This window comes from Bacillus cereus group sp. MYBKT111-2, assembly GCF_051915205.1.
Lineage (GTDB): Bacteria > Bacillota > Bacilli > Bacillales > Bacillaceae_G > Bacillus_A > Bacillus_A paranthracis.
In genome coordinates this window covers 36971-61865 of record NZ_JBQAEG010000007.1, presented here as the reverse complement: position 1 = coordinate 61865, position 24895 = coordinate 36971, and the positions used below count along the sequence as shown (strand labels likewise).

The window sequence follows — 24895 nt, the reverse complement described above, 5'->3', positions numbered from 1 at the left end:
GTTTCACTTTATGTTAAATCGTAGGAGACTCATTAAATTCATAGACGTCTTCATTGTTTTTGTGCGTACTTAAAACGAATTTGTGTTGCAATAGTTGCAGTTTAAAGAATGCTAACGGATCGTGATAAGTTTCTGGGTTGCTTCTTAACGTTGCTAATGTTTGCTCGTCTTCCTGTATTTCAAGTTGAGCGGCTTCTACATTTTGTTTCAGTATGCTAAGTGGATCTTTAAAGAACATCATGATATCTCGTTCTAATGCGCCTTCAAATACTTCAAATTGAAGGAAGAATTGTTTTGAAATCGTTTGAGCAATTTCCGTATAGTCTTCCGTTTCAATATATTGTTTATATTTGTTTGCAAGCATAGATTGATTTTTTTGCATGTTACCAAATAGTTTTCCTGCACTCTTTAAGAAAAATTGTGTCGGTGTAAAACGTAATAAAATATTGATATTCGATACTGTAATTCTATTGGTCATGCGTACAACATCTCGATGCCAATCATCTAGTAATTTGAAATCGCAAGGAAGTTTCATTCGTTCTTCTTTATATAATTTATTAAACGTTTCACTCATTTCATCTAAATAAGATTGAGCTTGAATAAATTCATTATGTGCTGTTTCAATCCACTCTTGAATAAACCCAGTAAATTTAGGGAGAAGCACTTGCTGTACATGTTTTTGAATTCGTTCGTTCATCGCAGTATTTAATTCTTCATGAACTAATTTGAAATCACTATCTTCTTGAACAAGGTCAGAGCAGCTCTGTAATAATTCAGGAATTTGAGAATGGATATCTCTTGTGATTTCTTCTTTCGTTAAAAGATAAGATTCTGTAATAGAACGAATTTTATCTTTTTCAAGAGCAGTAAGATTGTTAATAAATCCGTTTAGTTTTACTGAGATATGTTTATTCCAGCGTACTGATTTGACTAATGTATTTTCTAATTCCACACGTTCATTTACAAGGTATGCGATTGTCTTTTGAGTAAACCATATTAGTTTTTCGATACGTTCTTGTTCTATATCGCGTTCTGCTAGATTAGAAAGAATAGACTCTGTCACGTCCCCAAGTTGTTGGCTCCCCTCTTGTGAAGGAGAGTATGGGAAGAACTGCGCATTTGGGAAATGGACTTTCATCTTACTCATTAGTTTTTCATTCGTATCCGCACTATTTGTATGTAATACGAAATGAATTTGTAAGTTTGGTACTTGTTCACGTAAATAAAGTAATGTATCAAGTTCTTCACCATGTAACGATGAAGAAGAATTTAATACGTAAATAAGGCTATCTGCGGCTTGTAAGTATTCAAAATATGAGCTGTTTTTATCCACTTGTCCTCGAACAGGTGGTGTAACAAGAAATGCAAATTTATTCTTTCTCAAAAATCTACTTGGTAATTTAATTTCTATACATTTGTTCTCAAGTTCTGATTGTTCAGGTGTAGCCATTATTTGATGGAATTCATCAAAGTTCGGTATATTGTGCACGTCTAACGCAGTGAATTCTGTTATTTCAGTTTGGCTATCATCTTTAAATAGAATAGGAGTTGTTATAGTTTCAGTTAAGATGTTCTCTCCTAATATTGAATTGACGAATGATAATTTATCATAGTCACTAGTTCCCGAAATTAGTAATTTTGTAACATTTAAATCACATAGTTCATGAACGAGTAACGTAAATTGATGACTTAAATCTACATCATTTTTTTCAGCCCATGCAGCAATTGTTTCGAATAAATGAGAAACAGTTTCCATATTCACATTTGTTTTAGCTGTTGAATTAGAGAGTAGGGCTCCCGCACTTTTTACGAGTAATGACTCTAAAGTTGTAGGTGAAACTTCATTCCACGCTAACACTGCAGCAGAGACGAATAGGGCGTCTTTTGCTCTCGTTAAACTAAACCAATTTGTTAATAAGTCAGGTACAAGTCCTTGCATTTCATGCATGAAATGTTCACCAGTAATTAATTCAAAGTACGTATCTTGATAGCGTTCAACAATTTCATGCCAATCGTCATTGTTGTCTGTTTCAATATGTAAGAATAAATGATTGATTGTTTGAATCCAAGGTAGATGTGATTTTTCATTTTGATAGCTGTTCCAAAGAGCAATAACAAGTTCCTTAAATTGGACTTGATCAATTGCATATAAAGCTTTTAAAGATTCATAGAAATATTCTGGTTTGATTTGTTTCGTAAATCCTTGATTCACATAATTGATTAAAGTATCGAACCAGTGTAATGATTTTGTTCGAATTCCTTCTTGAACGGCAAGTTCGATGGCGTTATTCCAATCTTCTTGTTTTTCATAGAATGAACGAGCAATTGAAGTAATATTTGGATAGTCAGGTTGAAATGCAACAGCCTCACTAATCGTCTTAAATGCTAGACCTAAACGATCTTGTTCGATATAAAGAGAAAGAAGTTGTAAGGAAACTTCCATTGTAAGAGTTGTATCTTCCGTTTGGATAGATTGATACATTTCTTCTGCCTTTGGTAAGAATCCTAGTTCAAAATAAGCATCTGCAATATTCTTGGTTGCCCAAAGTGCAAGCTCATTATTTACTTTCTCCCATTTAAATATTGCTGCTTCAAAGTCTTTATTTTGGTAATACAATTCACCTTGAGCAAAGCGAATATTAGAAATGTTGGAGAATTCATTTGTAGATTCATTTATATATGCTTCACCGAGTACTTCTGATACTGGAGTAGAAGTTTTTTCTGTTAAAAATGTTTTATAGTAAACCTTTTGGATAAATTGATTTTCAATGGTCATGTTCGTTCCCCCTGTATAATTTAGAAAAATGATGTTGTATGTAAAGGGTGCATGTTCTTTTAATAGGTAGAAGTTGCATTATATCGACCAAACTATGTTTTTGCTAGGTATATCATTTTTCCTGAGAGTTAAACCGTTGCGAAAAGTAACTTTCCTTTATTGTAACAAAAAAACAAGCATATGAATTTTTATTTTTTAATCATGGTATTTGTGGATAGTAAGATTAGTCCTTCAAGAGGAGATGGATATAAGGAAAGAAGGCGGGAGTCTAGCACGTGATTGATGTGTACTAAGAATGAGCGAGGTCACTGATTAATAGTTCAATTTCTGCCTGCTAAAGGAATGGATAGAAGTAGAGTTCATTATAAAAACAATGTATAGTGAATATGTATACCATGTTTGTCTGAAAGATAGAAAGGGCACAATGTGGAATAACGATCGTGTATAGGATGTGTCTTCCGAATGGAACAACATATTGGCGAGTTAATCGCACATTATGGGTATTTTGGAATTATTATAGCTTTAGCTGGCGGGATTGTTGGATTACCGATACCAGACGAGTTTTTATTGACCTTCGTTGGTTATAACGTTTCAAAAGGCGTTATGTCAGGAACAGCTGCGTTTTTAAGTGGGATGGCTGGTGCGATGTTAGGCATTACATTAAGCTACATATTAGGTTTAAAACTTGGACTCCCTGTTTTAAAAAAATATGGACCGAAAATTAGAATTAAAGAACATCACATTGAAAAAACACATATTTTATTTGAAAAATATGGCCCATTTCTTTTAATAGTTGGTTATTTTATCCCAGGAGTACGTCATTTAACAGCGTATTTTGCTGGGATGTCGAATTTAACACTTTGGCGTTTTTGTTTGTACGCTTACGGTGGTGCACTTATTTGGATAAGTGTTTTTATTGGACTTGGCTGGAAGTTAGGAGAGAAGTGGCGTTTCGTTGAGTATAGTTTGCATCATTATGGAATATGGATTTTATCCATTTCAGTAGTTGTTACATGTGTCGTATGGTTTTACATAAAGAAAAAGAAAAACCGCGAGTAGCGGTTTTTTAGCTGAAAGCGATAAATAGTACACCAGCTGTAATAAAGACAACACCAATACCAGTCATAAAGTTTAACTTTTCGCCGAGTATAATCATAGCGAGAATGATAGAAAATACGACACTTAATTTATCGACAGGAGCTACTTGTGAAACCTTTCCTGTTTTAAGGGCAAGAAAATAAAATAGCCATGACGAAGCACCTGCAACTCCACTTAATGTGATAAAGAGCAGTGCTTTTTTATTTAGCAGTACGTCGCCGATATTTTGAAATTTACCTTGTATAATAATAACGCCTACCATAAATAATGCCATAATAATAGAACGAACCGTCGTAGCAACATTGGCATCGATTCCATCTAAACCAATCTTACCGAAAATAGATACAAGGGCAGCAGTAATTGCTGATAATAGTGCGAATAAGAGCCATGAACTCATAGTAAAATTCCTCCAATCTTACATTATTATACATGAAAATCATTCTCATGTATAAAGTGAATGGGATTTTACCGCCTCGCAAAGAGCTGGATAGATAACGAAATAATCCCCACCTTATATTTTTCATAAGGTGGGGATTATTATACTACTCTGCAATTTCTTCATATAAAAAGTACGTTACATTATAAATATGTTCTACTTCATCATCTGTCATAAACAATAATTCGTCACGCTCAATCCCTTTTTTCTTTTCGATAAACTCAATCATGTTTTTACGTTCTTCTCTTTTCATCAATTTTATTTCTCCTCTCAATCTGTTTTAATACAGTTTATTTAAGTTACTGCTATTATATAACAGAATCTTTAGAAAGTTCCACCTATTTTATTGTTTTTTTCAGAAGAACTTTTCGACAAAACAAGCCCACCTAAAGGTGGGCTTGTTTCACTTTATAGTCGTAAAAACTCGGGCTCCGTCGTACCGGCACCATCGATGTAATAAATTGTATCGGGATTGATTTTAATTAGTACATAATTAGGGTCTTCAGGACCGAGTAACCAACGCTTTAAGCTATTACTCCAAAACTTGTTTTTTAATGTGGAGTCTTCCTCGATGGAGGCTAAGCCTTCCACTTCGATATAATCTTCATCTAATTTTTTTCCTTCACGACCAAGTAGTACATGTACATTTGGATTGTTTTTAATATCTGTTATCTTTTTTGATTGTCGATCTGTTGCAACATACAGTACAAAATCTTCGTGGAAAAACATCATAAAGGCGCTATGAGGTTTCTCATTTCGTACTGTAGATAATACACCGGTACGTTGACCTTGAATAATAGTTGCGATTTTTTCTTTTAAGTGCATAATTTTAACCCCTTTTCATAATTTATAATTCTGTCTGTTTCAACAAGGTAATTTAAATATCTTTCATACTGTTTTCTTCAATTCAATTTTTTAAACGCAATTGTGATGAAATCGGACAAGTTAGGAGAAGAATAATAATAATATCGAGGAGAAATACATACGATGGAAGGATGAAAAGCATGTTTAATAAAATATTTCTTATAGTGGCTCTTATAGGTGTACCACTGTCTGTGCTTGGGAAAACACTTCATTGGCCTCAAACAATTATGTTTGCTGTGTATTGTATTACGATTATCGCATTAGCGGGTTTTATGGGGAGAGCGACAGAAAGTTTGGCAATTGTATCTGGTCCTAGAATAGGTGGATTATTAAATGCTACTTTCGGTAATGCCGTTGAACTAATCATTTCAATTTTTGCCCTTCAGGCAGGATTAATTGAAGTTGTGTTAGCTTCTTTAACGGGTTCTGTACTTGGAAATTTATTATTAGTAGGAGGGCTATCCTTCTTTGTGGGAGGGCTTAAATATAAGAGACAAAGTTTTAATGTATATGATGCAAGGCATAATTCGGCTTTATTAATCTTTGCTGTAGTAGTAGCATTTGTTATTCCAGAGATTTTTTCAATGAAGATGGACGCTGGAAAGACGTATCAGTTAAGTATAGGTGTCTCGATTATTATGATTATTATGTACCTTGCTGCATTGCTATTTAAGTTAGTTACGCACCGTGGTGTATATCAGCAGAAAAGTGATGAAGTCGCTCATGAGGAAGAACCAGAGTGGTCGAAAGGGAAAGCATTACTCATTTTAGCGATAGCAACAATTGCGGTAGCTTATGTGTCAGAGGCGCTCGTGCATACATTTGAGACAGTTGCAAAATCATTTGGTTGGTCAGAATTGTTTATAGGTGTTATTATCGTTGCGATTGTTGGAAATGCAGCAGAACATGCATCTGCAATTATTATGGCGTATAAAAATAAAGTAAATATTGCAGTTGAGATTGCGATAGGTTCTACATTACAAATTGCCATGTTTGTTGCTCCTGTATTAGTACTGCTTTCTATGTTTTTCACGCAAAGGATGCCTTTAGTATTTACAATACCAGAACTTGTTTCTATGATTACAGCTGTTTTCTTAACGATTGCGATTTCAAATGATGGAGATACAAACTGGTTTGAAGGCGGTACTTTATTAGCTGCGTATGTCATTATGGGAATTGGTTTTTATTTATTATGAAAAATAGGCATAACAATTGTGCTCAGAGAAAACAATAAACGAAGTAGTATATATACCTTTATGTAGGAAGGAGCCAGACAGGTGAAACGAGTATACAGCATATGTCTTTCAACTATGGTCTCGTTTATTTTATTATTTCCTAACAGTGGCTTTGCAAAGACAACAGTAGAAACAAAAATGCCTTCATCTGTTTTAAATATTTCTAAAGACAATACGTTTCCAAATGATGCGCAAGATTTACCGCGTTTACAGCCGAGTAAGTTTGCTCAAGAATTATTAAAAACAGCAAATATTAAAATTGAAAATCCGGACTTAATTCGAATGTTTAATGAAACAACAATTTCGAATGCGCCGCTTGCGGTAGGGTACCGAGCAAAGATTTATTTAGGGCAATGGGCTTTACATTATGAATCGATTGATACATCGGTTAATTGGGAATATAAACAAGTAAATCGCAATGTGTACGATAATCGCGGAGGAGATCGCCTATATCCACTACGCTATAAGCAAGAAACACAAAAGACGGTTGAAGGTGATTTAACAGCAGATATGAAAGATGCTGCAGATGTGAAAAAAATGATGCTTCTCAAAGCACTTGAAAAAGTACAATTACCACTTTCATTTAAAACGACTATTGGTTATGGTACAGGACATGAGAGAGTGTATAATATTAGCCCGAGTCAACTCGGATATTTATACGCTTATACACCAGCGGTAAATGAAAAAGGAAAAGTAACATTTGGAGAAGTATATCTCGTATTAAAAGGAAATCAAAAAAGGCTTGTTGTAAAAAATATTACTTCTCAAGGAATTGGAGCCGCTATCCCAATTCATGATCATTTATATTTTAAATTCATTTCTTCTTCTCATTCGCAATAAGATAAAAAACGTCAGCTTATAAGCTGACGTTTTTTTATAATGTAATATTTGCTGTTTTTGATAAGAAATCTTCGGTTGGATAGTAGCTGTTTTTTACAAGAACATTCGGTCCAAGACATTTTACTGCTGGACAGTGACAGCTTAATGATTTTGCTGTTTTTGAAGCGCTCCATTTTTCATACGCTTCTTGTAACGTATTTGTTTGAATGTTACCTAGAAGTGGAACATCACCAAAGTCCGTTACAATAATATTTCCATCAAAAATATTTACATTTAAACGAGAACGGCCATCTGGATCGTTACGAACAGTTACATTTTTGCTCTTTTGTAATTTTTTAAATGTGGCAATGTCTCGCTCATCATCGCTACAAGCATAGAAAGGTAAAGTTCCAAATAACATCCATACATTTTCATCGCGAATTTCTAGTAAATGTTCAATTGCATCACGAATTTCAGCTTTTGTTAAAATCTCTAGATTACTCGCGAAGTCACTTGGATACATTGGGTGAACCTCATGACGTTTACATCCCATTTCATCAACGATTTGACGATGAATATGCTCAATGTGTGGTAGAGTTCGTTTATTCAACATCGTTTCGGCTGATACGAGTACACCTGCATCTGATAGAGCTTTACTATTTGTGATCATACGTTCAAATAATTTTGCACGCTGTTCATACGTAGGTTTACGCTCCATCATTGCAAATCCGCCTTCAACGAAGTCGTCAATTGTTCCCCAGTTATGAGATATATGCAATACGTCTAAATAGGGAATAATTTGTTCGTAACGTGCTAAATCTATAGTTAAGTTTGAGTTGATTTGAGTGCGAACACCTCGTTCGTGGGCGTATTTTAAGAGTGGTGTTACATAGTTGTCGACGGATTTTTTTGAAAGCATAGGTTCTCCGCCAGTAATACTTAAAGAACGTAAATGAGGAATCTCATCTAATCGTTTTAATAAAAGATCCATCGGAAGCGGATTCGGGTCTTTCGGCTGTAAAGTGTAACCAACAGCGCAATGCTCACAGCGCATATTGCATAACGTCGTTGTTGTAAACTCAACATTTGTTAATAGTAGTTTGCCGTACTCTTCAAGGTCCATATACGCTTCCCATGGATCGTAAGAAGGAGTAATCGGCTTCATTTTTTGTGATATCGTCATATGAAATACTCCTTTGACTATTGAAATAACAATTTGTCCATCCTCTATAATAGAAGAATATGTGCTTTTTATAAAGCGAAACTTTTTAGAGGAAAAAGAGAGAGGGCTTACATTATAGTGAATAACCGTGACAAAATTGATGAAATTACATACCCATTGTAATCATTTTTGCGGTATAATAAAAGCAACTCGAATTAAAAGGAGAGTGCCTTCATGGGAAAAGCAATTCAAGATAAAGATACACAATTAGTATATTTAAAAGAACGTTTAAATATGTTCATTGAAGTAATTGATACAATTGAACCTGAAGAAGTAGAATTAGAAGATGTAGATCGTCTTCTTGCAATGCTAGATGAATTAGAATTAAAATGTGAGCAATTTAAAAAAGACGAATAATATATTAAAAAGGCTGCCAATTCCAATTTGGTAGCCTTTTTCTGTGCGGATAATAGAAGGACGATAGAAAAAGAGGTATAATCAAGTTGTGAAAAATTTCATGTATGCTTGAATAGCGTGAAACAAATAAAAAGCTGCAGAGCATAATAGTGGAAATTTCAGCTCATAACGTTTTGGTAGCGTTCACAATTGAGGGGGAAGTAACAATGGAAAAGCTTCAAGAAAGCATGTATCAACTAATTGTTGAAACGTCAACGAACTTACCGAAAGATGTTCGTCGTGCGATTCAACAAGCGAAAGAGCGAGAAAATGCAGGGACTCGTTCTGCGATGGCACTTGGCACAATTACAAATAATATTAAAATGGCTGATGATAACATCTCGCCAATTTGCCAAGATACAGGGATGCCAACGTTTAAAATTTATACACCAGTTGGTGTGAATCAATTAAAGTTGAAGGAAGCTATCTATAATGCGCTTGAGCGGGCGACAAAAGATGGTAAACTTCGTCCAAATTCTGTTGATTCTCTTTTTGGAGACAATAGTGGAAATAATTTAGGACCAGGTACACCGGTTATTAAGTTTGAACAATGGGAAAAAGATTATATTGATGCACGTTTAATCCTAAAGGGGGGTGGCTGTGAGAATAAAAATATTCAGTATAGCTTACCGTGTGAACTAGAAGGACTTGGACGAGCTGGCCGTGATTTAGAAGGGATTCGTAAATGCCTTCTTCATGCGGTATATCAAGCACAAGGTCAAGGATGTAGTGCAGGTGTAATTGGTGTTGGTATCGGGGGAGACCGCACATCAGGTTACGAATTAGCAAAAAATCAATTATTCCGTACATTAGATGATGTCAATCCAATCCCAGAATTACAACAACTTGAAGAATATGTATTAGAAAATGCGAATAAGCTTGGCATTGGTACGATGGGATTTGGCGGAGAAACAACTTTACTTGGCTGTAAAATTGGTGTGTATAACCGTCTGCCAGCTAGTTTCTACGTATCTGTGGCGTATAATTGCTGGGCATACCGTCGCCTTGGTGTAACAATCCATCCTGAAACAGGTGAAATTATGGATTGGTTATATCAAGAAGGTGAAGATACACTGGAGCAAGAAGTACAAGAAAAAACGGAGCAGCGTGAAATTGTATTACAAGCGCCAATTACAGAAGAGCAAATTCGTGAACTTCGCGTTGGTGATGTTGTAACAATTAATGGCATGATGTATACAGGTCGTGACGCAATTCATAAGCATTTAATGGATAACGATTGTCCAGTAGATTTAAATGGACAAATTATTTACCACTGTGGTCCAGTTGTTGTGAAAGATGACAATGACAATTGGCAAATTAAAGCGGCAGGTCCAACGACAAGTATTCGTGAAGAACCGTACCAAGGTGATATTATGAAGAAATTCGGTATTAGAGCTGTCATTGGAAAAGGCGGCATGGGTGCGAAAACATTAGCAGCTTTAGAAGAACACGGTGGTGTATATTTAAACGCAATCGGTGGTGCAGCGCAATATTATGCTGAATGTATTAAAGAAGTGAAAGATGTTGATTTCTTACAATTTGGTATTCCAGAGGCAATGTGGCATTTACGTATCGATGAATTTAAAGCAGTTGTAACGATGGATTCTCACGGTAATAGCTTACATGCAGATGTTGATAAAACATCACTTGAAAAATTAGCTAGCTTTAAAGAGCCAGTATTTAAGTAAACAAAAATGCATCTCGAACGATTCGAGATGCATTTTTTTGGTATATATAGAAAAACATGTTCAGCATGAAAGAATGCGTAGCAACAGAAACTACGAGTACGATTATATATGGAAAGGAGACTATTTATGAAACATAAATGGTTATATATCGGTCTCATTTTTTCAATTATGATGGCACTTGTTCCAGTTTCGGCACTAGCTTATACAAATACTCCACATAACTGGGGAATCCCGCGCCCTAAAAATGAAACAGTACCAGATGCAGGAAAGTTATATACAGATTTGCTACAAAAAAATGGTGGTTTTTATTTAGGGGATACGAAGAAAAAGGATATTTATTTAACATTTGATAATGGATATGAGAATGGATACACAGGGAAAATATTAGATGTATTAAAAGAGAAAAAAGTACCAGCAACTTTCTTTGTAACGGGGCATTATATTAAAACACAAAAAGATTTATTGTTAAGAATGAAGAATGAAGGACACATTATTGGAAACCATTCGTGGAGCCATCCTGATTTCACAGCGGTAAATGATGAGAAACTTCGTCAAGAATTAACGAGTGTAACGGAAGAAATTAAAAAAGTAACCGGGCAAAAAGAAGTGAAATATGTACGTCCTCCGCGCGGCGTATTTAGTGAAAGAACGTTAGCTCTTACGAAAGAAATGGGCTACTATAATGTATTTTGGTCACTTGCATTTTTGGATTGGAAAGTGGATGAGCAAAGAGGATGGCAATATGCGCATAATAATGTTATGACGATGATTCATCCAGGATCTATTTTATTACTTCATGCAATATCAAAAGATAATGCAGAAGCACTTGCGAAAATCATTGATGATTTGCGCGAGAAAGGGTATCATTTTAAAAGTCTAGATGACTTAGTAAAAAGCAATCAACCGTAAGCATGTATGCTTGCGGTTTTCTCATGCTATAATGATGTGTAAAAAGGATGGGGAAACGTATGTGGAGCGAACATGTTACGTTAGAGTATCCGTATCATTTTGAAGAAGTATTAAAACGTTTATCTTTTGATCCTCTTAACGTCATTCAATTAGATGAGAAAGTTATTTATGTCCCGCTTTGTATAGACGAGGAACAGATTGTTGTTCGCCTGCAAGGGATTGGTACTGTTCAAAATCCACAGTTTTGGATTTCTAGTCAGACAGGAGATCCAGAGAAAGTTATGAAACGAATGAGGGCCATTTTTCATTGGAATGAACCGTTTCAAGATATACAAAATCATTTTTTAAACACATCATTACGTCCACTATTTGAAACATATGCTTATACTCCAATTATTTTAGAATTTGATTATTTTGCTTGTCTTCTTCGCTGTATCATTCATCAACAAATAAATTTGAAATTTGCTACTGTGTTAACAGAACAGTTTGTGAAACGATATGGAACAGAAAAGAACGGTGTATTCTTTTTCCCCACTCCAGAAATAGTAGCAAATATTTCAATAGAGGAATTGAGAGAGCAGAAGTTTAGTCAGCGAAAGGCTGAATATATAGTAGGATTAGCAAAGTGTATTATAGGTGGTAAGTTAGATTTAACTAGAATAGAAAACGAAACAGAAGAAGGGGTTGCAGCACAATTGTTACCAATTAGGGGGATTGGTACATGGACAGTGCAAAACTTTTTAATGTTTGGGCTTGGACGGAAAAATATGTTTCCGAAAGCGGACATTGGGATTCAGCGTGCAGTACAAGGTGTATTTCAATTAGATGATAAACCTGATGATGCATTTTTAGAAAAAGTGAAACAAGAGTGTGAACCATACTGCAGTTATGCAGCGTTATATTTATGGAAAAGTATAGAGTAGAGGTGTAATAATGATACAAAAGCAACATGAGAGTAAGTTGGAAGTTGGTCAAACGTTTCCTGTGACAATTAAACGTCTTGGGATTAACGGAGAAGGCGTTGGTTATTTTAAGAGACAAGTTGTCTTCATTCCCGGGGCATTACCAGGAGAAGAAGTTGTTGCTGAAACGACGAAAATTCAGCGTGGCTTCGCTGAAGCGAAAGTGAAAAAAGTTCGTAAAGCTTCACCACATCGTGTGAAAGCACCATGTCCGGTATACGAAGAGTGCGGCGGTTGCCAATTACAACATTTAGACTATAAAGAACAATTAAATCAAAAGCGTGATATCGTTGTACAAGCATTCCAGAAGTATATGAACAACGGTTTGGAAGAGAAAATTCGTCCGACGCTTGGCATGGAAAATCCATGGCATTATCGTAATAAGAGTCAACTACAAGTGGGGCGTAAAGACGAAAAGGTTATTACAGGACTGTATAAACAAAATTCACATCAGTTAATTGATATTGCTCATTGTATGATTCAACATAAAGCAACGAATGAAGCGACAAAAGTTGTAAGACGTATTTTAGAAAAATTAAATGTTTCTATTTACAATGAGAAAAAACAAAAAGGTTTAGTACGTACAATTGTGACACGTACTGCAGTTCAAACAGGGGAAGTACAAGTTACACTTATTACAACAAAAGAAGAGTTGCCAAATAAAGAACAATTTATTGCAGAAGTACAAAAACAGATGCCAGCTGTTAAATCAATTATGCAAAATGTAAACTGGCGTAAAACATCTGTTATTTTCGGTGATAAAACATTTAAATTAGCTGGAAAAGAAGTAATTCAAGAAACACTTGGTGATTTATCATTTGAATTATCAGCACGTGCATTCTTCCAGTTGAATCCAGAACAAACGGTTGTTTTATACAATGAAGCGAAAAAAGCCGCTGCTTTAACTGGCAATGAGAAAATTGTAGATGCGTATTGTGGTGTTGGTACAATCGGACTTTGGCTTGCAAATGATGCAGCGGAAGTACGTGGTATGGATGTAATTCCAGAAGCAATTGCAGACGCAAGAAAAAATGCGAAGCGTCACGGATTTACAAATACGAAATATGAAGCAGGTAAAGCTGAACAATGGCTACCGAAATGGGTAAAAGAAGGATGGCGTCCAGATGTAATTGTTGTCGATCCACCTCGTACAGGTTGCGATGATAAATTACTGGAAACAATTTTAAAAGTGAAGCCGAAACAAGTTGTTTACGTATCTTGTAACCCTTCTTCATTAGCACGTGATGTACAAGCGTTAATGAAGAGCTATGAAGTGGAATATGTACAACCAGTGGATATGTTCCCGCACACAGCTCATGTAGAAAATGTAGTGAAGCTTGTTAGAAAGTAAAGTTTATTCATATTCCCTCATGATATGAGGGAATATTTTCTGTGAAGGAGAATAAGATGAACAATTATAAATTAACAATTCAGTACGACGGTGCACGTTTTAAAGGATGGCAACGTCTCGGCAATAACGATAATACGATTCAAGGGAAAATCGAAAGTGTCATATCTGAAATGATCGGAAAAGAAATTGAAATTATCGGTTGCAGTAGAACAGACGCTGGTGTACATGCTTTGAATCAAGTTGCTAACTTTCAAAGTGATGAGAAGTTAGTGGAACATAAAGTGAAAAAATATTTAAATCAATATTTGCCAAATGATATTAGCATTACGAATGTAGAAGAAGTACATGATCGCTTCCATGCTCGTTACAATTCTAAAGCAAAAACATATCTGTATAAAATTTGGAATGAAGAGCATACGAATCCATTTATGCGTAAATACAGTATGCATGTGAATAAGAAATTAAATGTGAAAAGCATGAAAGAAGCTGCGAAACATTTAGTTGGTTCACATGACTTTACTGCTTTTTCAAATGCAAAATCAAAGAAAAAGTCTATGGTGCGAGAAGTATATACACTTGATGTGATGGAAGAGGCAGGATTTGTACAAATTAGAGTAAGTGGTAATGGATTCCTTCATAACATGGTACGAAAAATTGTTGGAGCATTAATTGAAGTTGGATTAGGACAATTAGATGCAGAAGCAATTCCACACATTTTAGAGGCGAAACAACGCAATCAAATTAATTGTCTTGCTGAGGCAAGTGGTTTGTATTTGGAGAATGTTGAGTTTTAATAATCAGTAAAAAAATCGAGCTGTGTAGGCTCGATTTTTTTATGCTTTAGCGTTAAGAAGATCTTTCTTTCTTCATACGTATCTTCAAATTCCAAAAAGCAGCAAGCATAATAGCTGCAAAAGAGCCGCTAATTGTTGCTAGTAGCTTTGCATAAGGATAGGCATTTATATCAATGAGTACCATCATACATACAAGGGTAGGGAAAAAGGCTAAGTATTGTAATAACTTTAACTTTGTATTACTACTCATATATATCATTCCTTTCAAGTATGTTATATGTTAATTATATCATATTTTACCAATTTTTTTATTTGTACTTGGAAACAGATTGATCCCGTTTTAATAGGCAATAAAAGACTAATTGGTGAGGGCTAGTCATCAGTCGAAGATGGACAAAACCGCCACTGATTAAAGTCTTATTTTATATGTGTAAATGCAATTTTTTAATTCGATATTGTAAGTTTTGTCTACTTAATCCTAAAAATTTTGCAGCTTGTGAGATATTCCCGTGATATTCTTTTAGAATTTGATTGATGTAGTTCTTTTCCATTGCTTCTATTGTGTGTTTTAATGTTTTAGGTGTATCAGTATCGTTATTAGTTAGGGAAGGTTGCGTATTGAATTCTTTTTTTATTCGTTCGCGAAAGCGAGTGGGAAGATGAAACGCTGTAATGATGTTTTCATCTTCAACTAAATTCATTGAACCTTCAATGATATGTTCCAATTCTCTTACGTTTCCAGGCCAATCATATGCATACAAAAATTCTCTTACATGCACATCTACATCTGTTACACTAAGTCCAAATTGAATGTTGTATTTTTCGATAAAGTGTTGAACAAGAGCCGGAATATCGTCTTTTCGTTCACGTAACGGCGGGAGGCATAAAGTAACGACACTTAATCGATAATATAAGTCTTCCCGTAATCGATTGTGTGTCATAGCTTCAAGAGGGTCTTCATTAATAGTTGCTATAATGCGAACATCAATTTCTTTTTCTTGTGTGCCTCCGATTCTTCGTATTGTTTTTTCTTGTATAGCTCGCAGTAATTTCGCTTGAAGCGCTGGACTTAATGAGTTAATCTCATCTAATAGTAAAGTTCCTCCGTTTGCTTCTTCAAATAAACCAGCTTTATCAATAGCTCCTGTAAATGCACCGCGGTTCGTACCAAATAATAAGCTTTCCATGAGTGTATCAGGTATAGCGGCACAGTTTTGTGAAATAAATGGTTTGCCTGAACGCTGGCTTTCATTATGGATACTTTGTGCAAATAGTTCTTTCCCAGTGCCTGTCTCTCCTACGAGAAGTATAGAGGAGGATGTACGAATTACCCTTTTTCCTTCCGCAATGATTGATTGAATGGCTTCAGAACCACCAATTATGTGATCAAAGGTAAACTTATTATTTTGTTTTCGGGAAAGGTTTGTTTTCATTGTTTGTTTAGAATTGCTAATCTCTTTTGAAATTTCAATAGCGCCTTTAATTTTTCCATTTTCTATTATAGGGAAAGTATTGTTAATCGTCGTAATTTCTTGCCCTTTATTGTTAAAGTATGTTTGTTTTATATTTTTGTTTGTTTTTCCTAATTTTAATGCTTCTATAAGAGTACTATTTTTATTTTCTTCAAATGCGAATACTTCTAAAGGATTTTTATATAACACATCTGAGCGTTCCATTGATTCAATTTCCATCATTTTGCGGTTATAGATAATCGTTTTACTTTCCTCATTAATAATATGAATCCCGATATCGAGTTCATTGAGTAAAGTTTCATATAGCATATTCATTTCAATGATCTGTTTTAAATTAATTTCTTCTGTACGCATAGATTATCTTCTCCTCATTTCACCCTATGAAGACTGACTTTTTATAATTTTATTAAAATTATTATAAAACCGCAAAATTTTTTTGCTATTTTCCTTTTAAAACTTCTTAAATGATAGAAAAATTTTGCGGTTATGAAGTTTTTTTTGTGAGAAACCTTCATTTTAAATAGGAATTGGAGATTGGTACGCATTTTGCATAAATAATAATTGAAATTTTTAAAGGAGAGATATGCAACGTTTCAGTACCAACTAATAAGAAGGAGGAATTTATAAAGTGAAGACGGTTATAGAAGGCGTGTATAGTCCTTGTTACGGGAAAGTAGAGAAGTTATTTGTTAAGGAAAGTTCTTACGTATATGAGTGGGAGAAATTAGCGTTAATTGAAACGGTAGATAAACAGAAAGTAGAAATTAAGGTAGGAATAAGTGGGTATATTGAATCATTAGAAGTAGTAGAAGGACAAGCTATCGCTGATCAAAAGTTATTAATAACAATGAGGGATGATCTTTTAATAACAGGTAGTGATTAATAGCATGATATGTATTTTGCACTCTTTAATAATTTATTTTACGATGAAGAATTTTTGAAACGCTTACATTTAATAGGGTTACAAAGTGAAAAGGGGGGATTTATATGATGAATCAAAACCAAGGATTAAAAAGAGAATTGAAGAGCAGGCACATATTTATGATTGCACTTGGAGGAGTTATTGGTACCGGACTTTTTTTAGGATCGGGGTATACAATTCATGAAGCTGGACCTGGAGGAGCGATTGTAGCTTATCTTGTCGGAGGATTTGTTATGTATTTAACGATGCTCTGTCTTGGAGAGTTAGCTGTTGCAATGCCTGACGCAGGGTCTTATCAAACGTATGCAACGAAGCACATTTCCCCTGCAGCGGGTTATGTAGTCGGATGGATGTCGTGGTTAAACTGGTCAGCTACGATAGGTATTGAACTAATTGCAGTTAGTATTTTAATGAAACGATGGTTTCCAGATGTACCGTCATGGATTTGGTGCGTAGTGTTTGCGGTACTGCTTTTTGCTATCAATGCGTTATCTTCAAGAAGTTTTGCAGAAGTTGAATTTTGGTTTGCAAGTATTAAAGTAATTACGATCATTGCATTTATTATTTTGGGCGGGGCAGCGATGTTTGGTTTTCTAGATATGAAAGGAAATGAACCAGCACCAATGTTCTCTAGTTTTACTGATTATGGTGGATTGTTTCCAAATGGATTATCCGCTATTTTAATTACGATGATTGCTGTTAACTTTTCCTTCCAAGGAACAGAACTAGTCGGTATTGCAGCAGGTGAGAGTGAAAATCCAGAGAAAACAATCCCGAAGGCAATTAATAATACAGTTTGGCGTATACTCGTGTTCTTTGTATTATCTATTTTCATTCTTGCAGGATTATTCCCTTGGCAACAGGCGGGAGTAATAGAAAGTCCATTTGTAGTTGTATTTGATAAAATTGGTATTCCTTATGCAGCCGATATTATCAATTTCGTTATTATTACAGCGGTTCTATCCGTTGCGAATTCAGGATTATATGCAACTTCTCGTATGCTATGGTCTATGTCTAATCAAGGAATGATTAGTCCGATTTTTGGTAAGTTATCTAAAAATGGTGTTCCTATTTATGCATTGATTGTAAGTACAATTGTAGGTTGCCTTTCATTACTATCAGGTATTTATGCGGAAGATACAGTTTATTTATGGCTACTTTCTATTGCCGGGTTCGGAGCGATATTAGTTTGGGCATCTATTGCTCTATCTAACTTATTAGCTAGAAGGTCATATATAAAGCAGGGCGGAGATGTGAAAGACTTGAAATTTAAAACACCACTGTATCCATTCGTACCACTGCTTGCATTAGTATTAAATGTAACAGTAATTGTTGGTATGGCCTTTATTCCAGAACAAAGAATGGCGTTATATTGTGGAATTCCATTTATGATTGTTTGCTTACTGTTTTATCGTGCGACAAGAAATAAGGCACATAAAGTAGAACATATTGAAAAGACAGATACAACAGAAGTAGAAAGTTTATAATATTGAGTAATTTAGAGACTGTAAAATTGTAAACAGTCTCTTTTTTTGTGAAAATAAAGCTGGAAACATACTATGTATGCAAAGGGGGATTAGCGATGAATCAAGAAGTTTCACAGCTATTAGAACAGATTGATTTACGAAAAGATGAATTACTAGAGCTTACAAAAACCTTAATTCGTTTTGAAACACCAGCACCGCCGGCGAGAAACACAAATGAGGCGCAAGAATTTGTTGCAGAGTTTTTAAGAAAACGAAATTTTAGTGTTGATAAATGGGATGTATATCCGAATGATCCGAACGTTGTTGGGGTGAAAAAAGGGATAGAAAGTGACACACATAAAAGTCTTATTATTAATGGACATATGGATGTAGCTGAAGTATCGGCAGATGAGGCGTGGGAAACGAATCCGTTTGAGCCATTTATAAAAGATGGTTGGTTAGTTGGACGTGGTGCGGCAGATATGAAAGGGGGACTGGCTGGGGCACTATTTGCTATTCAGCTATTACAAGAAGCTGGTATTGAATTACCTGGAGATCTAATCTTTCAATCCGTAATTGGGGAAGAAGTGGGAGAAGCAGGTACACTTCAATGCTGCAAAAGAGGGTATGATGCTGATTTTGCAGTCGTAGTGGATACGAGTGATTTACATATGCAAGGACAGGGCGGCGTAATTACTGGATGGATTACTGTGAAAAGCCCGCAAACGTTTCATGATGCAACACGTAGGCAAATGATCCATGCAGGGGGTCGTTTATTCGGAGCGAGCGCCATTGAAAAAATGATGAAAATTGTGCAAAGTTTACAAGAATTAGAGCGTCACTGGGCAGTCATGAAAACATATGAAGGCTATCCATCTGGAACAACAACAATTAATCCAGCTGTTATTGAAGGCGGAAGACATGCAGCATTTATTGCGGATGAGTGCCGGTTATGGATAACAGTACACTTTTATCCCAATGAAACACATGAACAAATAATAAAAGAAATTGAAGAGTATATTGGGAAAGTAGCAGCTGCCGATCCATGGCTAAGTGAAAATCCACCACAATTTAAGTGGGGCGGAGAATCAATGATTGTGGATCGTGGCGAAATTTTCCCTTCTTTAGAAATAGATAGTGAACATGCAGCTATAAAAACGCTTAGCTCAGTACACGAATCAATTCTTTCTAAAAATGCAATTTTAGATATGTCTGCAACGGTAACGGATGGTGGTTGGTTTAGTGAATTTCATATTCCGGCCGTTATTTACGGACCAGGTACATTAGAGGAAGCTCATTCAATAAATGAGAAAGTAGAAATAGAACAGTTAATTGAATTTACAAAAGTAATAACAGCATTTATATACGAATGGTGTCATACGAAAAAATAGATTAGTATGTTGAAATCGTACAGGTATGTATACTTGTACGATTTTTTAGTGAACTATTTCAGAGTTGGATAGAAACAACTGAAATAGTTCTTTATTTTTCTATGTCTTTCGTTTTAGCTCGATTAATTTCTCTTTCGCTAATTCAACAGCAATTGCATCATCTAAATAACCAATTGGAAAGAGATAGTCGGGAATAATATCTGTCGATAAAATGAAATACAGTAATGCGCCGCCAAGAACTGCACGCTCTTCTTTTGGAATCGTTTCATTGCAAAATTGTTGATACATATCCGTTAATTGTTCAATGAAAGGACCAGCACTATCAATTTGTTCTAACTTGCTTGCAAAACTTTCGTGAATACGCTTTTCACCCTCTGTTGTTTGCGCATATCGTTCATAGTTTTCAAGTTCTTGTTTTACGCGGGTTGTTGTGTAGTCGAAATCGAATAAGTTAGAGGATTGCAGCGTTTGCTGAATTGTATCAAGAGATGTGTACATATCCGTCTTTTCTTTATTAATGTGAGGAGAATCCGGATACATTTCATCAAATAACAATTGGGGTGGGACTTGCAGACATTCTGCGAATTTTTGTAGGTGTTTTTGTTTTGGCTGTTGTTTACCATTCATAATTCTTGAGATTGTTGCGGGATCAATATTTGTAAGCATTCCGAGTTGGCGCATAGATAAGGCACGTTCTTTTAAAAGTTTTTTTATTAATCTACTAAGCCGCTCATTTGGATTTTCTTTAGGCATAGCGAAGGCACTCCTTTTTATTGTTGAAAAAATGTTGAGCATTTATTACATGTATATGAAACAGACAGGCACAGTTGCTCAACATTTTCATAAGATGCATTGAAAAGTGAGAAAAAGGGGTGGCTATTTATGAGTACGGCAGGTCTATTTTCAATTTTTTTAATTGGGATTGCTTCTAATTTAGATAATGCAGGTGTTGGGATTGCATATGGCATTCGTAAAATTAGAATTTCGTGGTTCAACAATTTTATCATCGCATTTTTTGGTTTTTTATTTACTTTATTAGCTGGATTTTTTGGGAACTGGATTGCGTTATTTATTTCAGAGTTTACAGCAAACTTGATTGGAGCAATCGTTTTAGGGATAATCGGTGTGTTTATTTTGTGCCAGCCTTTCTTGGGGCAAAAAAATACCGTAGGCTTTAAAGATGGTAATGTACTGATGGGAATTTTACGTGATCCAGGAAAAGCAGATTTTGATGGTTCAAAAACGATTAGTTTTTCAGAAGCAATTGTTTTAGGGATTGCGTTGTCTATTAATAATATTGCAGGTGGATTTGATGCTGGGGTAACAAACTTGAACCTTTGGCTTACAGCAACTATTTCTGGTGTATTTAGTTTTATTTGTATTAGTGGATTTGCGTATGTAGGAAAACGATTTTTAGCAGAATACTTAGGGAAATGGGCTACGGTTATTGCAGGATTGTTATTAATTTTTATTGGGATTGATCAGTTGTTGTAAGGAGAGTAGAAAACAAGGTTCGAGTATTTCCTTGGAAATACGGCAAGGGATTGCATATATCGACGTACTTTTCTCCATACTAATACGGATTTCTTTTAAGAAAGGGGGATTTGTATGGGACGCGGGAAAGCATTTGATCATAAGAAAAAAGGGCATGATCACCAACCACCTAAAGGTGCGTTCATTCATAAAGATGTAAATGAACATACTTTGGAAGAGGAAGAGCTACCAGTAAATATTGAAGCGTATAAAAATAGTTTGAAAAAACATTAAAAGCACCTACATAGGTGCTTTTTTTAACGTATATCTTCAATTAATTGTTCCGATTCTTCATGCATACTGTACTCACTTAATACTTGGATACAAAGCCACTTTAATTCTTCAATTGTATGTTCAAGTTCTTCAGGAAGCACATGATGAATGTCTTCAAGTCCCATTCCGAAATGAATAAGTTCCAGTACTTGATCATCGATGTTCCGATCCATTAATAGTTCAAGTACTTCTAAATTGAATATGTATCGGTGAGCTTCATCGAGTGAAACGACTTTTAACTTCAAGCTTTCTACAATACTCAATATAAAAAGAAGAATTGTTTTTTCAAGAACAGGTTGTTTTCCCATTTGAAATATTAGTTTCATCTTTCACACCTCCACATATAGCGCTAGGTTGTACTATATTATTCAGGAGGGGGGAGCAAATATGCATGATATAGAGAAACTTTCAGCACGGTTTTTGTACGGGCGTGGATAGTTGATACAGTTAAGGTTTTTATGAAATGAAAAAATCCTGCTAGTATAGCAGGATAGCTCTCAATTAAAAAATGCTCCAACCTTCTTGGGCAGAAAGAAGTTCAAGAATTTTAAAGCCAGCGATACTATTTCCGTTTGCATCTAAAGCTGGTCCGAAAATACCAATGCCCATTTCTCCTTTTACACAGCCGAAAATGCCACCAGCTACACCACTTTTTGCGGGAATACCAACACGAATCGCAAATTCACCAGACTCGTTATACATACCGCATGTAACCATAAATGTTTTACAAATCTTTGTAATATGCTTAGGGATAATTTGTTTTTCCTTATATGGATCATATCCATCCATCGCAAAAATTAAACCGATACGCGCTAAATCGATACAGTTTACCTCAACTGCACATTGACGAGTGTATAAATCCATCAGTTCTTCGATATCACAATCAATAATTCCGTTTTGTTTCATATAGTAACAAAGTGAACGATTTAAGTAAGCTGTCTCTAATTCTGAATTGGCAACTTTAGAAGAATAATTAATAGTAGGATTATCTGTTATTTCACGTACGAAATGAAGAATGCGATCCATTTTTTCTTCATTATCTTTTCCTGCTAACATGCTTGTAATGGCTAGTGCCCCTGCATTAATCATTGGATTAAGTGGTTTAGAAGGACTTGTCGTTTCTAATTTAATAATAGAATTAAATGGATCACCGGTTGGTTCCATTCCAACTTTAGAAAATACATATTCTTCACCACGATCTAAAAGGGCAAGTGCAAGTGTAATTACTTTTGAAATACTTTGAAGAGTGAATAGTGTTTGTGAGTTGCCAGCATGGATGTATTCTGTTTCTTTATGAAAAATGGCAATCCCTAAATCATCTGGATTGGCATTTCCTAGTTCGGGGATATAAGTAGCAAGCTTTCCTTTTTTCGTATATGGTTTTACTTGTTCTAACAACTGTTGTAAGTTGTTTGTCTCAATGCACTGCATAGTACCAACGCTCCTATTTTGAATTAACTAAGTTTACTTTTCCCGATATGCTCGGAAATAAATAATAACATGAAAAAGTGGAATGATAAAACGAAAGTTGCATGTTCTATAGTGGGTCTTTCGTTTCGCGTATTTTGTAGTGAAAAAGGAGAATTTTCCTTTTATATAACAGTTTGGAAATAGGAGATTTCTCCATAAAAAATTCAAAAATAAAAACTACACATCTATACAACTATATGTTATTATGGTTATGTAAATAGAAAGCGTTTTCTAAGGCGTACTTATAATGATAACGATTTCATAAATTTGATAGGGGGAATTAAAATGTTGCAGTTTCTACAACGTATTGGTAAAGCGTTAATGCTTCCAATTGCCGTACTACCAGCAGCAGGATTATTGCTTCGTTTAGGACAAGAAGACGTATTTAACATTCCTGTTATGGCACAGGCCGGTGCAGCAATTTTTGATAATTTAGCACTTATTTTTGCAATTGGTGTTGCAATCGGTTTGTCTGTTGACGGTAGTGGAGCAGCTGGACTTGCCGGAGCAATCGGATATCTTGTTTTACAAAATACAACGAATGCTCTAAGTAAGACGTATTCAGCAGCAGAGTTAAATGATAAATTAAAAAGTGTTCAAGATTTAGTCGGTTCAGTAGATCCAACTAAATTAGCAGATACAATGACAAAGGTTTCAAAAGCAGCGGCGTTAACGCCAAAAATAAACATGGCCATACTCGGTGGTATTATTGCAGGGGTTGTTGCGGGACTATTATACAACAAATTCCATAAGATTAAACTACCAGAATGGTTAGGATTCTTTGCAGGAAAACGCTTCGTACCAATCATTACTTCAATCGTAATGTTACTTTTAGGATTAGTATTCGGTCAAATTTGGCCAACAATTCAAAGTGGTATTGATGCAGTGGCACATGGTATCGTGAACTTAGGTTCAATTGGTGCTGGTTTATTTGGATTATTAAACCGTTTATTAATTCCAATTGGTTTACACCACGTAATGAACACATACTTCTGGTTCGTACTTGGTGACTTTACAAATGCAGCAGGCGATATCGTTCATGGTGATATTGCACGTTTCTTTGCAAAAGATCCATCAGCAGGTATGTTCATGACTGGTTTCTTCCCAGTTATGATGTTCGGTTTACCAGCAGCATGTTTCGCAATGATTGCAGCTGCTAAACCAGAAAAACGTAAAATGGTTACAGGTATGTTAGGTGGTCTAGCATTAACTTCATTCTTAACTGGTATTACAGAGCCAATTGAATTCTCATTCATGTTCTTATCACCAGTACTATATGGAATTCATGCTGTATTAACAGGTCTGTCTCTATTCATTACAACAACACTTGGCATTCATGATGGTTTCTCATTTAGTGCCGGGGCAATCGATTACGTCTTAAACTTCGGTATTGCAACAAAACCATTGTTACTAGCAGGAATCGGTTTAATTTACGCAGCAATTTACTTTGTAGTATTCTACTTCTTAATTAAGAAGTTCGACCTAAAAACTCCTGGTCGTGAAGATGAAGAGGAAATGGCTGAAGGCGAAGAAGCTCCAGTTGCAGGTTCAATTGGTGAAACTTACGTAGCAGCTTTAGGTGGAAAAGAAAACTTAACAGTTATTGATAACTGTGCAACACGTCTACGCTTACAAGTGAAAGATGCTGGTCAAGTAAACGAAGCAGCATTAAAACGTGCTGGTGCAAAAGGTGTTATGAAATTAAGTAACACGAGTGTCCAAGTTATCGTAGGTACAAATGTTGAATCTGTTGCCGATGATATGAAAAAACACGTATAAATAATTAGATAAGAGGATATCCAAAAAGATTGATAACAT

General features: G+C 35.3%; 26 protein-coding genes. 16 read left to right on the top strand and 10 right to left on the bottom strand.

Annotated features, from left to right (window positions below):
• Nucleotides 1-13: 13 nt before the first annotated feature.
• Nucleotides 14-2776, bottom strand: a complete 2763-nt coding sequence (locus ACTFNE_RS19655) for a tetratricopeptide repeat protein (RefSeq protein ID WP_270705169.1) — start codon at nucleotides 2774-2776, stop codon at nucleotides 14-16.
• A gap of 462 nt (nucleotides 2777-3238) precedes the next feature.
• Here ACTFNE_RS19655 and ACTFNE_RS19650 point away from each other — a divergent pair, with 462 nt between their 5' ends.
• Nucleotides 3239-3835, top strand: coding sequence for a DedA family protein (locus ACTFNE_RS19650; protein ID WP_000434856.1), 597 nt, complete (start codon nucleotides 3239-3241; stop codon nucleotides 3833-3835).
• Nucleotides 3836-3842: 7 nt separating this feature from the next.
• Here the strand turns inward: ACTFNE_RS19650 and ACTFNE_RS19645 are convergent, their stop codons facing one another.
• From ACTFNE_RS19645 to ACTFNE_RS19635, 3 genes are all read right to left on the bottom strand, one after another.
• Nucleotides 3843-4271 (bottom strand): EamA family transporter, encoded by a 429-nt coding sequence (locus ACTFNE_RS19645; protein WP_000100309.1) that lies wholly within the window; start codon nucleotides 4269-4271, stop codon nucleotides 3843-3845.
• A gap of 145 nt (nucleotides 4272-4416) precedes the next feature.
• Complete coding sequence (locus ACTFNE_RS19640) at nucleotides 4417-4563, bottom strand: BH0509 family protein (protein WP_000817786.1); 147 nt, start codon at nucleotides 4561-4563, stop codon at nucleotides 4417-4419.
• A 155-nt stretch (nucleotides 4564-4718) separates the two neighbouring features.
• Nucleotides 4719-5135, bottom strand: coding sequence for a pyridoxamine 5'-phosphate oxidase family protein (locus ACTFNE_RS19635; RefSeq protein ID WP_000550222.1), 417 nt, complete (start codon nucleotides 5133-5135; stop codon nucleotides 4719-4721).
• A 179-nt stretch (nucleotides 5136-5314) separates the two neighbouring features.
• Between ACTFNE_RS19635 and cax the strand changes: the two genes are divergently transcribed.
• Entirely contained in the window at nucleotides 5315-6370 is a 1056-nt protein-coding gene (gene cax, locus ACTFNE_RS19630; RefSeq protein WP_000482147.1) for a calcium/proton exchanger, read from the top strand.
• Nucleotides 6371-6451: 81 nt separating this feature from the next.
• Entirely contained in the window at nucleotides 6452-7249 is a 798-nt protein-coding gene (locus ACTFNE_RS19625; RefSeq protein ID WP_001992424.1) for a YfkD famly protein, read from the top strand.
• 34 nt (nucleotides 7250-7283) lie between these two features.
• Here the strand turns inward: ACTFNE_RS19625 and yfkAB are convergent, their stop codons facing one another.
• A complete protein-coding gene (gene yfkAB / locus ACTFNE_RS19620) occupies nucleotides 7284-8411 on the bottom strand; it encodes a radical SAM/CxCxxxxC motif protein YfkAB (protein ID WP_000156010.1) in 1128 nt (375 codons plus the stop codon).
• Between the two features lie 213 nt (nucleotides 8412-8624).
• Between yfkAB and ACTFNE_RS19615 the strand changes: the two genes are divergently transcribed.
• The 6 genes from ACTFNE_RS19615 to truA all read left to right on the top strand — a co-directional run bounded on the left by ACTFNE_RS19615 (nucleotide 8625) and on the right by truA (nucleotide 14550).
• Nucleotides 8625-8807 (top strand): SE1561 family protein, encoded by a 183-nt coding sequence (locus ACTFNE_RS19615; protein ID WP_000513558.1) that lies wholly within the window; start codon nucleotides 8625-8627, stop codon nucleotides 8805-8807.
• 206 nt (nucleotides 8808-9013) lie between these two features.
• Nucleotides 9014-10534, top strand: coding sequence for a class I fumarate hydratase (gene fumA / locus ACTFNE_RS19610; protein ID WP_270705170.1), 1521 nt, complete (start codon nucleotides 9014-9016; stop codon nucleotides 10532-10534).
• Between the two features lie 126 nt (nucleotides 10535-10660).
• Nucleotides 10661-11443: a delta-lactam-biosynthetic de-N-acetylase gene (gene pdaA, locus ACTFNE_RS19605; RefSeq protein ID WP_000681213.1), complete on the top strand. Its 783-nt coding sequence runs from the start codon at nucleotides 10661-10663 to the stop codon at nucleotides 11441-11443.
• A 59-nt stretch (nucleotides 11444-11502) separates the two neighbouring features.
• On the top strand, nucleotides 11503-12366 hold the full coding sequence (locus ACTFNE_RS19600) for a DNA-3-methyladenine glycosylase family protein (RefSeq protein WP_270705171.1): 864 nt from the start codon (nucleotides 11503-11505) through the stop codon (nucleotides 12364-12366).
• A 10-nt stretch (nucleotides 12367-12376) separates the two neighbouring features.
• Nucleotides 12377-13756 carry a 23S rRNA (uracil(1939)-C(5))-methyltransferase RlmD gene (rlmD, locus tag ACTFNE_RS19595; RefSeq protein ID WP_000615223.1) on the top strand — a complete coding sequence of 460 codons (1380 nt, stop codon included), beginning with the start codon at nucleotides 12377-12379 and terminating at the stop codon, nucleotides 13754-13756.
• Nucleotides 13757-13812: 56 nt separating this feature from the next.
• Nucleotides 13813-14550 (top strand): tRNA pseudouridine(38-40) synthase TruA, encoded by a 738-nt coding sequence (gene truA, locus ACTFNE_RS19590; RefSeq protein ID WP_046199051.1) that lies wholly within the window; start codon nucleotides 13813-13815, stop codon nucleotides 14548-14550.
• 52 nt (nucleotides 14551-14602) lie between these two features.
• On the opposite strand, the gene ACTFNE_RS19585 is transcribed toward truA, so the two are convergent.
• The gene (locus ACTFNE_RS19585) at nucleotides 14603-14800 is read right to left on the bottom strand and encodes a hypothetical protein (protein WP_046199052.1); all 198 of its coding nucleotides are present in this window, start codon (nucleotides 14798-14800) and stop codon (nucleotides 14603-14605) included.
• 172 nt (nucleotides 14801-14972) lie between these two features.
• Entirely contained in the window at nucleotides 14973-16376 is a 1404-nt protein-coding gene (locus ACTFNE_RS19580; protein ID WP_046199053.1) for a sigma-54 interaction domain-containing protein, read from the bottom strand.
• A gap of 274 nt (nucleotides 16377-16650) precedes the next feature.
• Between ACTFNE_RS19580 and ACTFNE_RS19575 the strand changes: the two genes are divergently transcribed.
• From ACTFNE_RS19575 to ACTFNE_RS19565, 3 genes are all read left to right on the top strand, one after another.
• Nucleotides 16651-16905 carry a biotin/lipoyl-containing protein gene (locus ACTFNE_RS19575; RefSeq protein WP_046199054.1) on the top strand — a complete coding sequence of 85 codons (255 nt, stop codon included), beginning with the start codon at nucleotides 16651-16653 and terminating at the stop codon, nucleotides 16903-16905.
• A 104-nt stretch (nucleotides 16906-17009) separates the two neighbouring features.
• Nucleotides 17010-18431 carry an amino acid permease gene (locus ACTFNE_RS19570; RefSeq protein WP_000981864.1) on the top strand — a complete coding sequence of 474 codons (1422 nt, stop codon included), beginning with the start codon at nucleotides 17010-17012 and terminating at the stop codon, nucleotides 18429-18431.
• A 95-nt stretch (nucleotides 18432-18526) separates the two neighbouring features.
• Nucleotides 18527-19801, top strand: coding sequence for an acetylornithine deacetylase (locus ACTFNE_RS19565; RefSeq protein ID WP_270705172.1), 1275 nt, complete (start codon nucleotides 18527-18529; stop codon nucleotides 19799-19801).
• Between the two features lie 99 nt (nucleotides 19802-19900).
• On the opposite strand, the gene ACTFNE_RS19560 is transcribed toward ACTFNE_RS19565, so the two are convergent.
• Nucleotides 19901-20554 carry a helix-turn-helix domain-containing protein gene (locus tag ACTFNE_RS19560; protein WP_270705173.1) on the bottom strand — a complete coding sequence of 218 codons (654 nt, stop codon included), beginning with the start codon at nucleotides 20552-20554 and terminating at the stop codon, nucleotides 19901-19903.
• Between the two features lie 129 nt (nucleotides 20555-20683).
• Here ACTFNE_RS19560 and ACTFNE_RS19555 point away from each other — a divergent pair, with 129 nt between their 5' ends.
• Together ACTFNE_RS19555 and ACTFNE_RS19550 are read left to right on the top strand one after the other, a co-directional pair.
• Nucleotides 20684-21295, top strand: a complete 612-nt coding sequence (locus ACTFNE_RS19555; protein ID WP_270705174.1) for a manganese efflux pump — start codon at nucleotides 20684-20686, stop codon at nucleotides 21293-21295.
• A 114-nt stretch (nucleotides 21296-21409) separates the two neighbouring features.
• A complete protein-coding gene (locus ACTFNE_RS19550) occupies nucleotides 21410-21568 on the top strand; it encodes a hypothetical protein (RefSeq protein WP_000532409.1) in 159 nt (52 codons plus the stop codon).
• Nucleotides 21569-21591: 23 nt separating this feature from the next.
• Here the strand turns inward: ACTFNE_RS19550 and ACTFNE_RS19545 are convergent, their stop codons facing one another.
• Together ACTFNE_RS19545 and glsA are read right to left on the bottom strand one after the other, a co-directional pair.
• Nucleotides 21592-21933 (bottom strand): DUF3969 family protein, encoded by a 342-nt coding sequence (locus ACTFNE_RS19545; RefSeq protein ID WP_000766603.1) that lies wholly within the window; start codon nucleotides 21931-21933, stop codon nucleotides 21592-21594.
• A gap of 175 nt (nucleotides 21934-22108) precedes the next feature.
• Nucleotides 22109-23038 carry a glutaminase A gene (glsA, locus tag ACTFNE_RS19540; protein WP_001149849.1) on the bottom strand — a complete coding sequence of 310 codons (930 nt, stop codon included), beginning with the start codon at nucleotides 23036-23038 and terminating at the stop codon, nucleotides 22109-22111.
• A gap of 69 nt (nucleotides 23039-23107) precedes the next feature.
• On the opposite strand from glsA, the gene ACTFNE_RS19535 reads away from it, so the two are divergent.
• Both ACTFNE_RS19535 and nagE read left to right on the top strand, forming a co-directional pair.
• Nucleotides 23108-23221: a hypothetical protein gene (locus tag ACTFNE_RS19535; protein ID WP_001992445.1), complete on the top strand. Its 114-nt coding sequence runs from the start codon at nucleotides 23108-23110 to the stop codon at nucleotides 23219-23221.
• 141 nt (nucleotides 23222-23362) lie between these two features.
• A complete protein-coding gene (gene nagE / locus ACTFNE_RS19530) occupies nucleotides 23363-24856 on the top strand; it encodes an N-acetylglucosamine-specific PTS transporter subunit IIBC (protein ID WP_000938883.1) in 1494 nt (497 codons plus the stop codon).
• The last annotated feature ends 39 nt before the right edge of the window (nucleotides 24857-24895 follow it).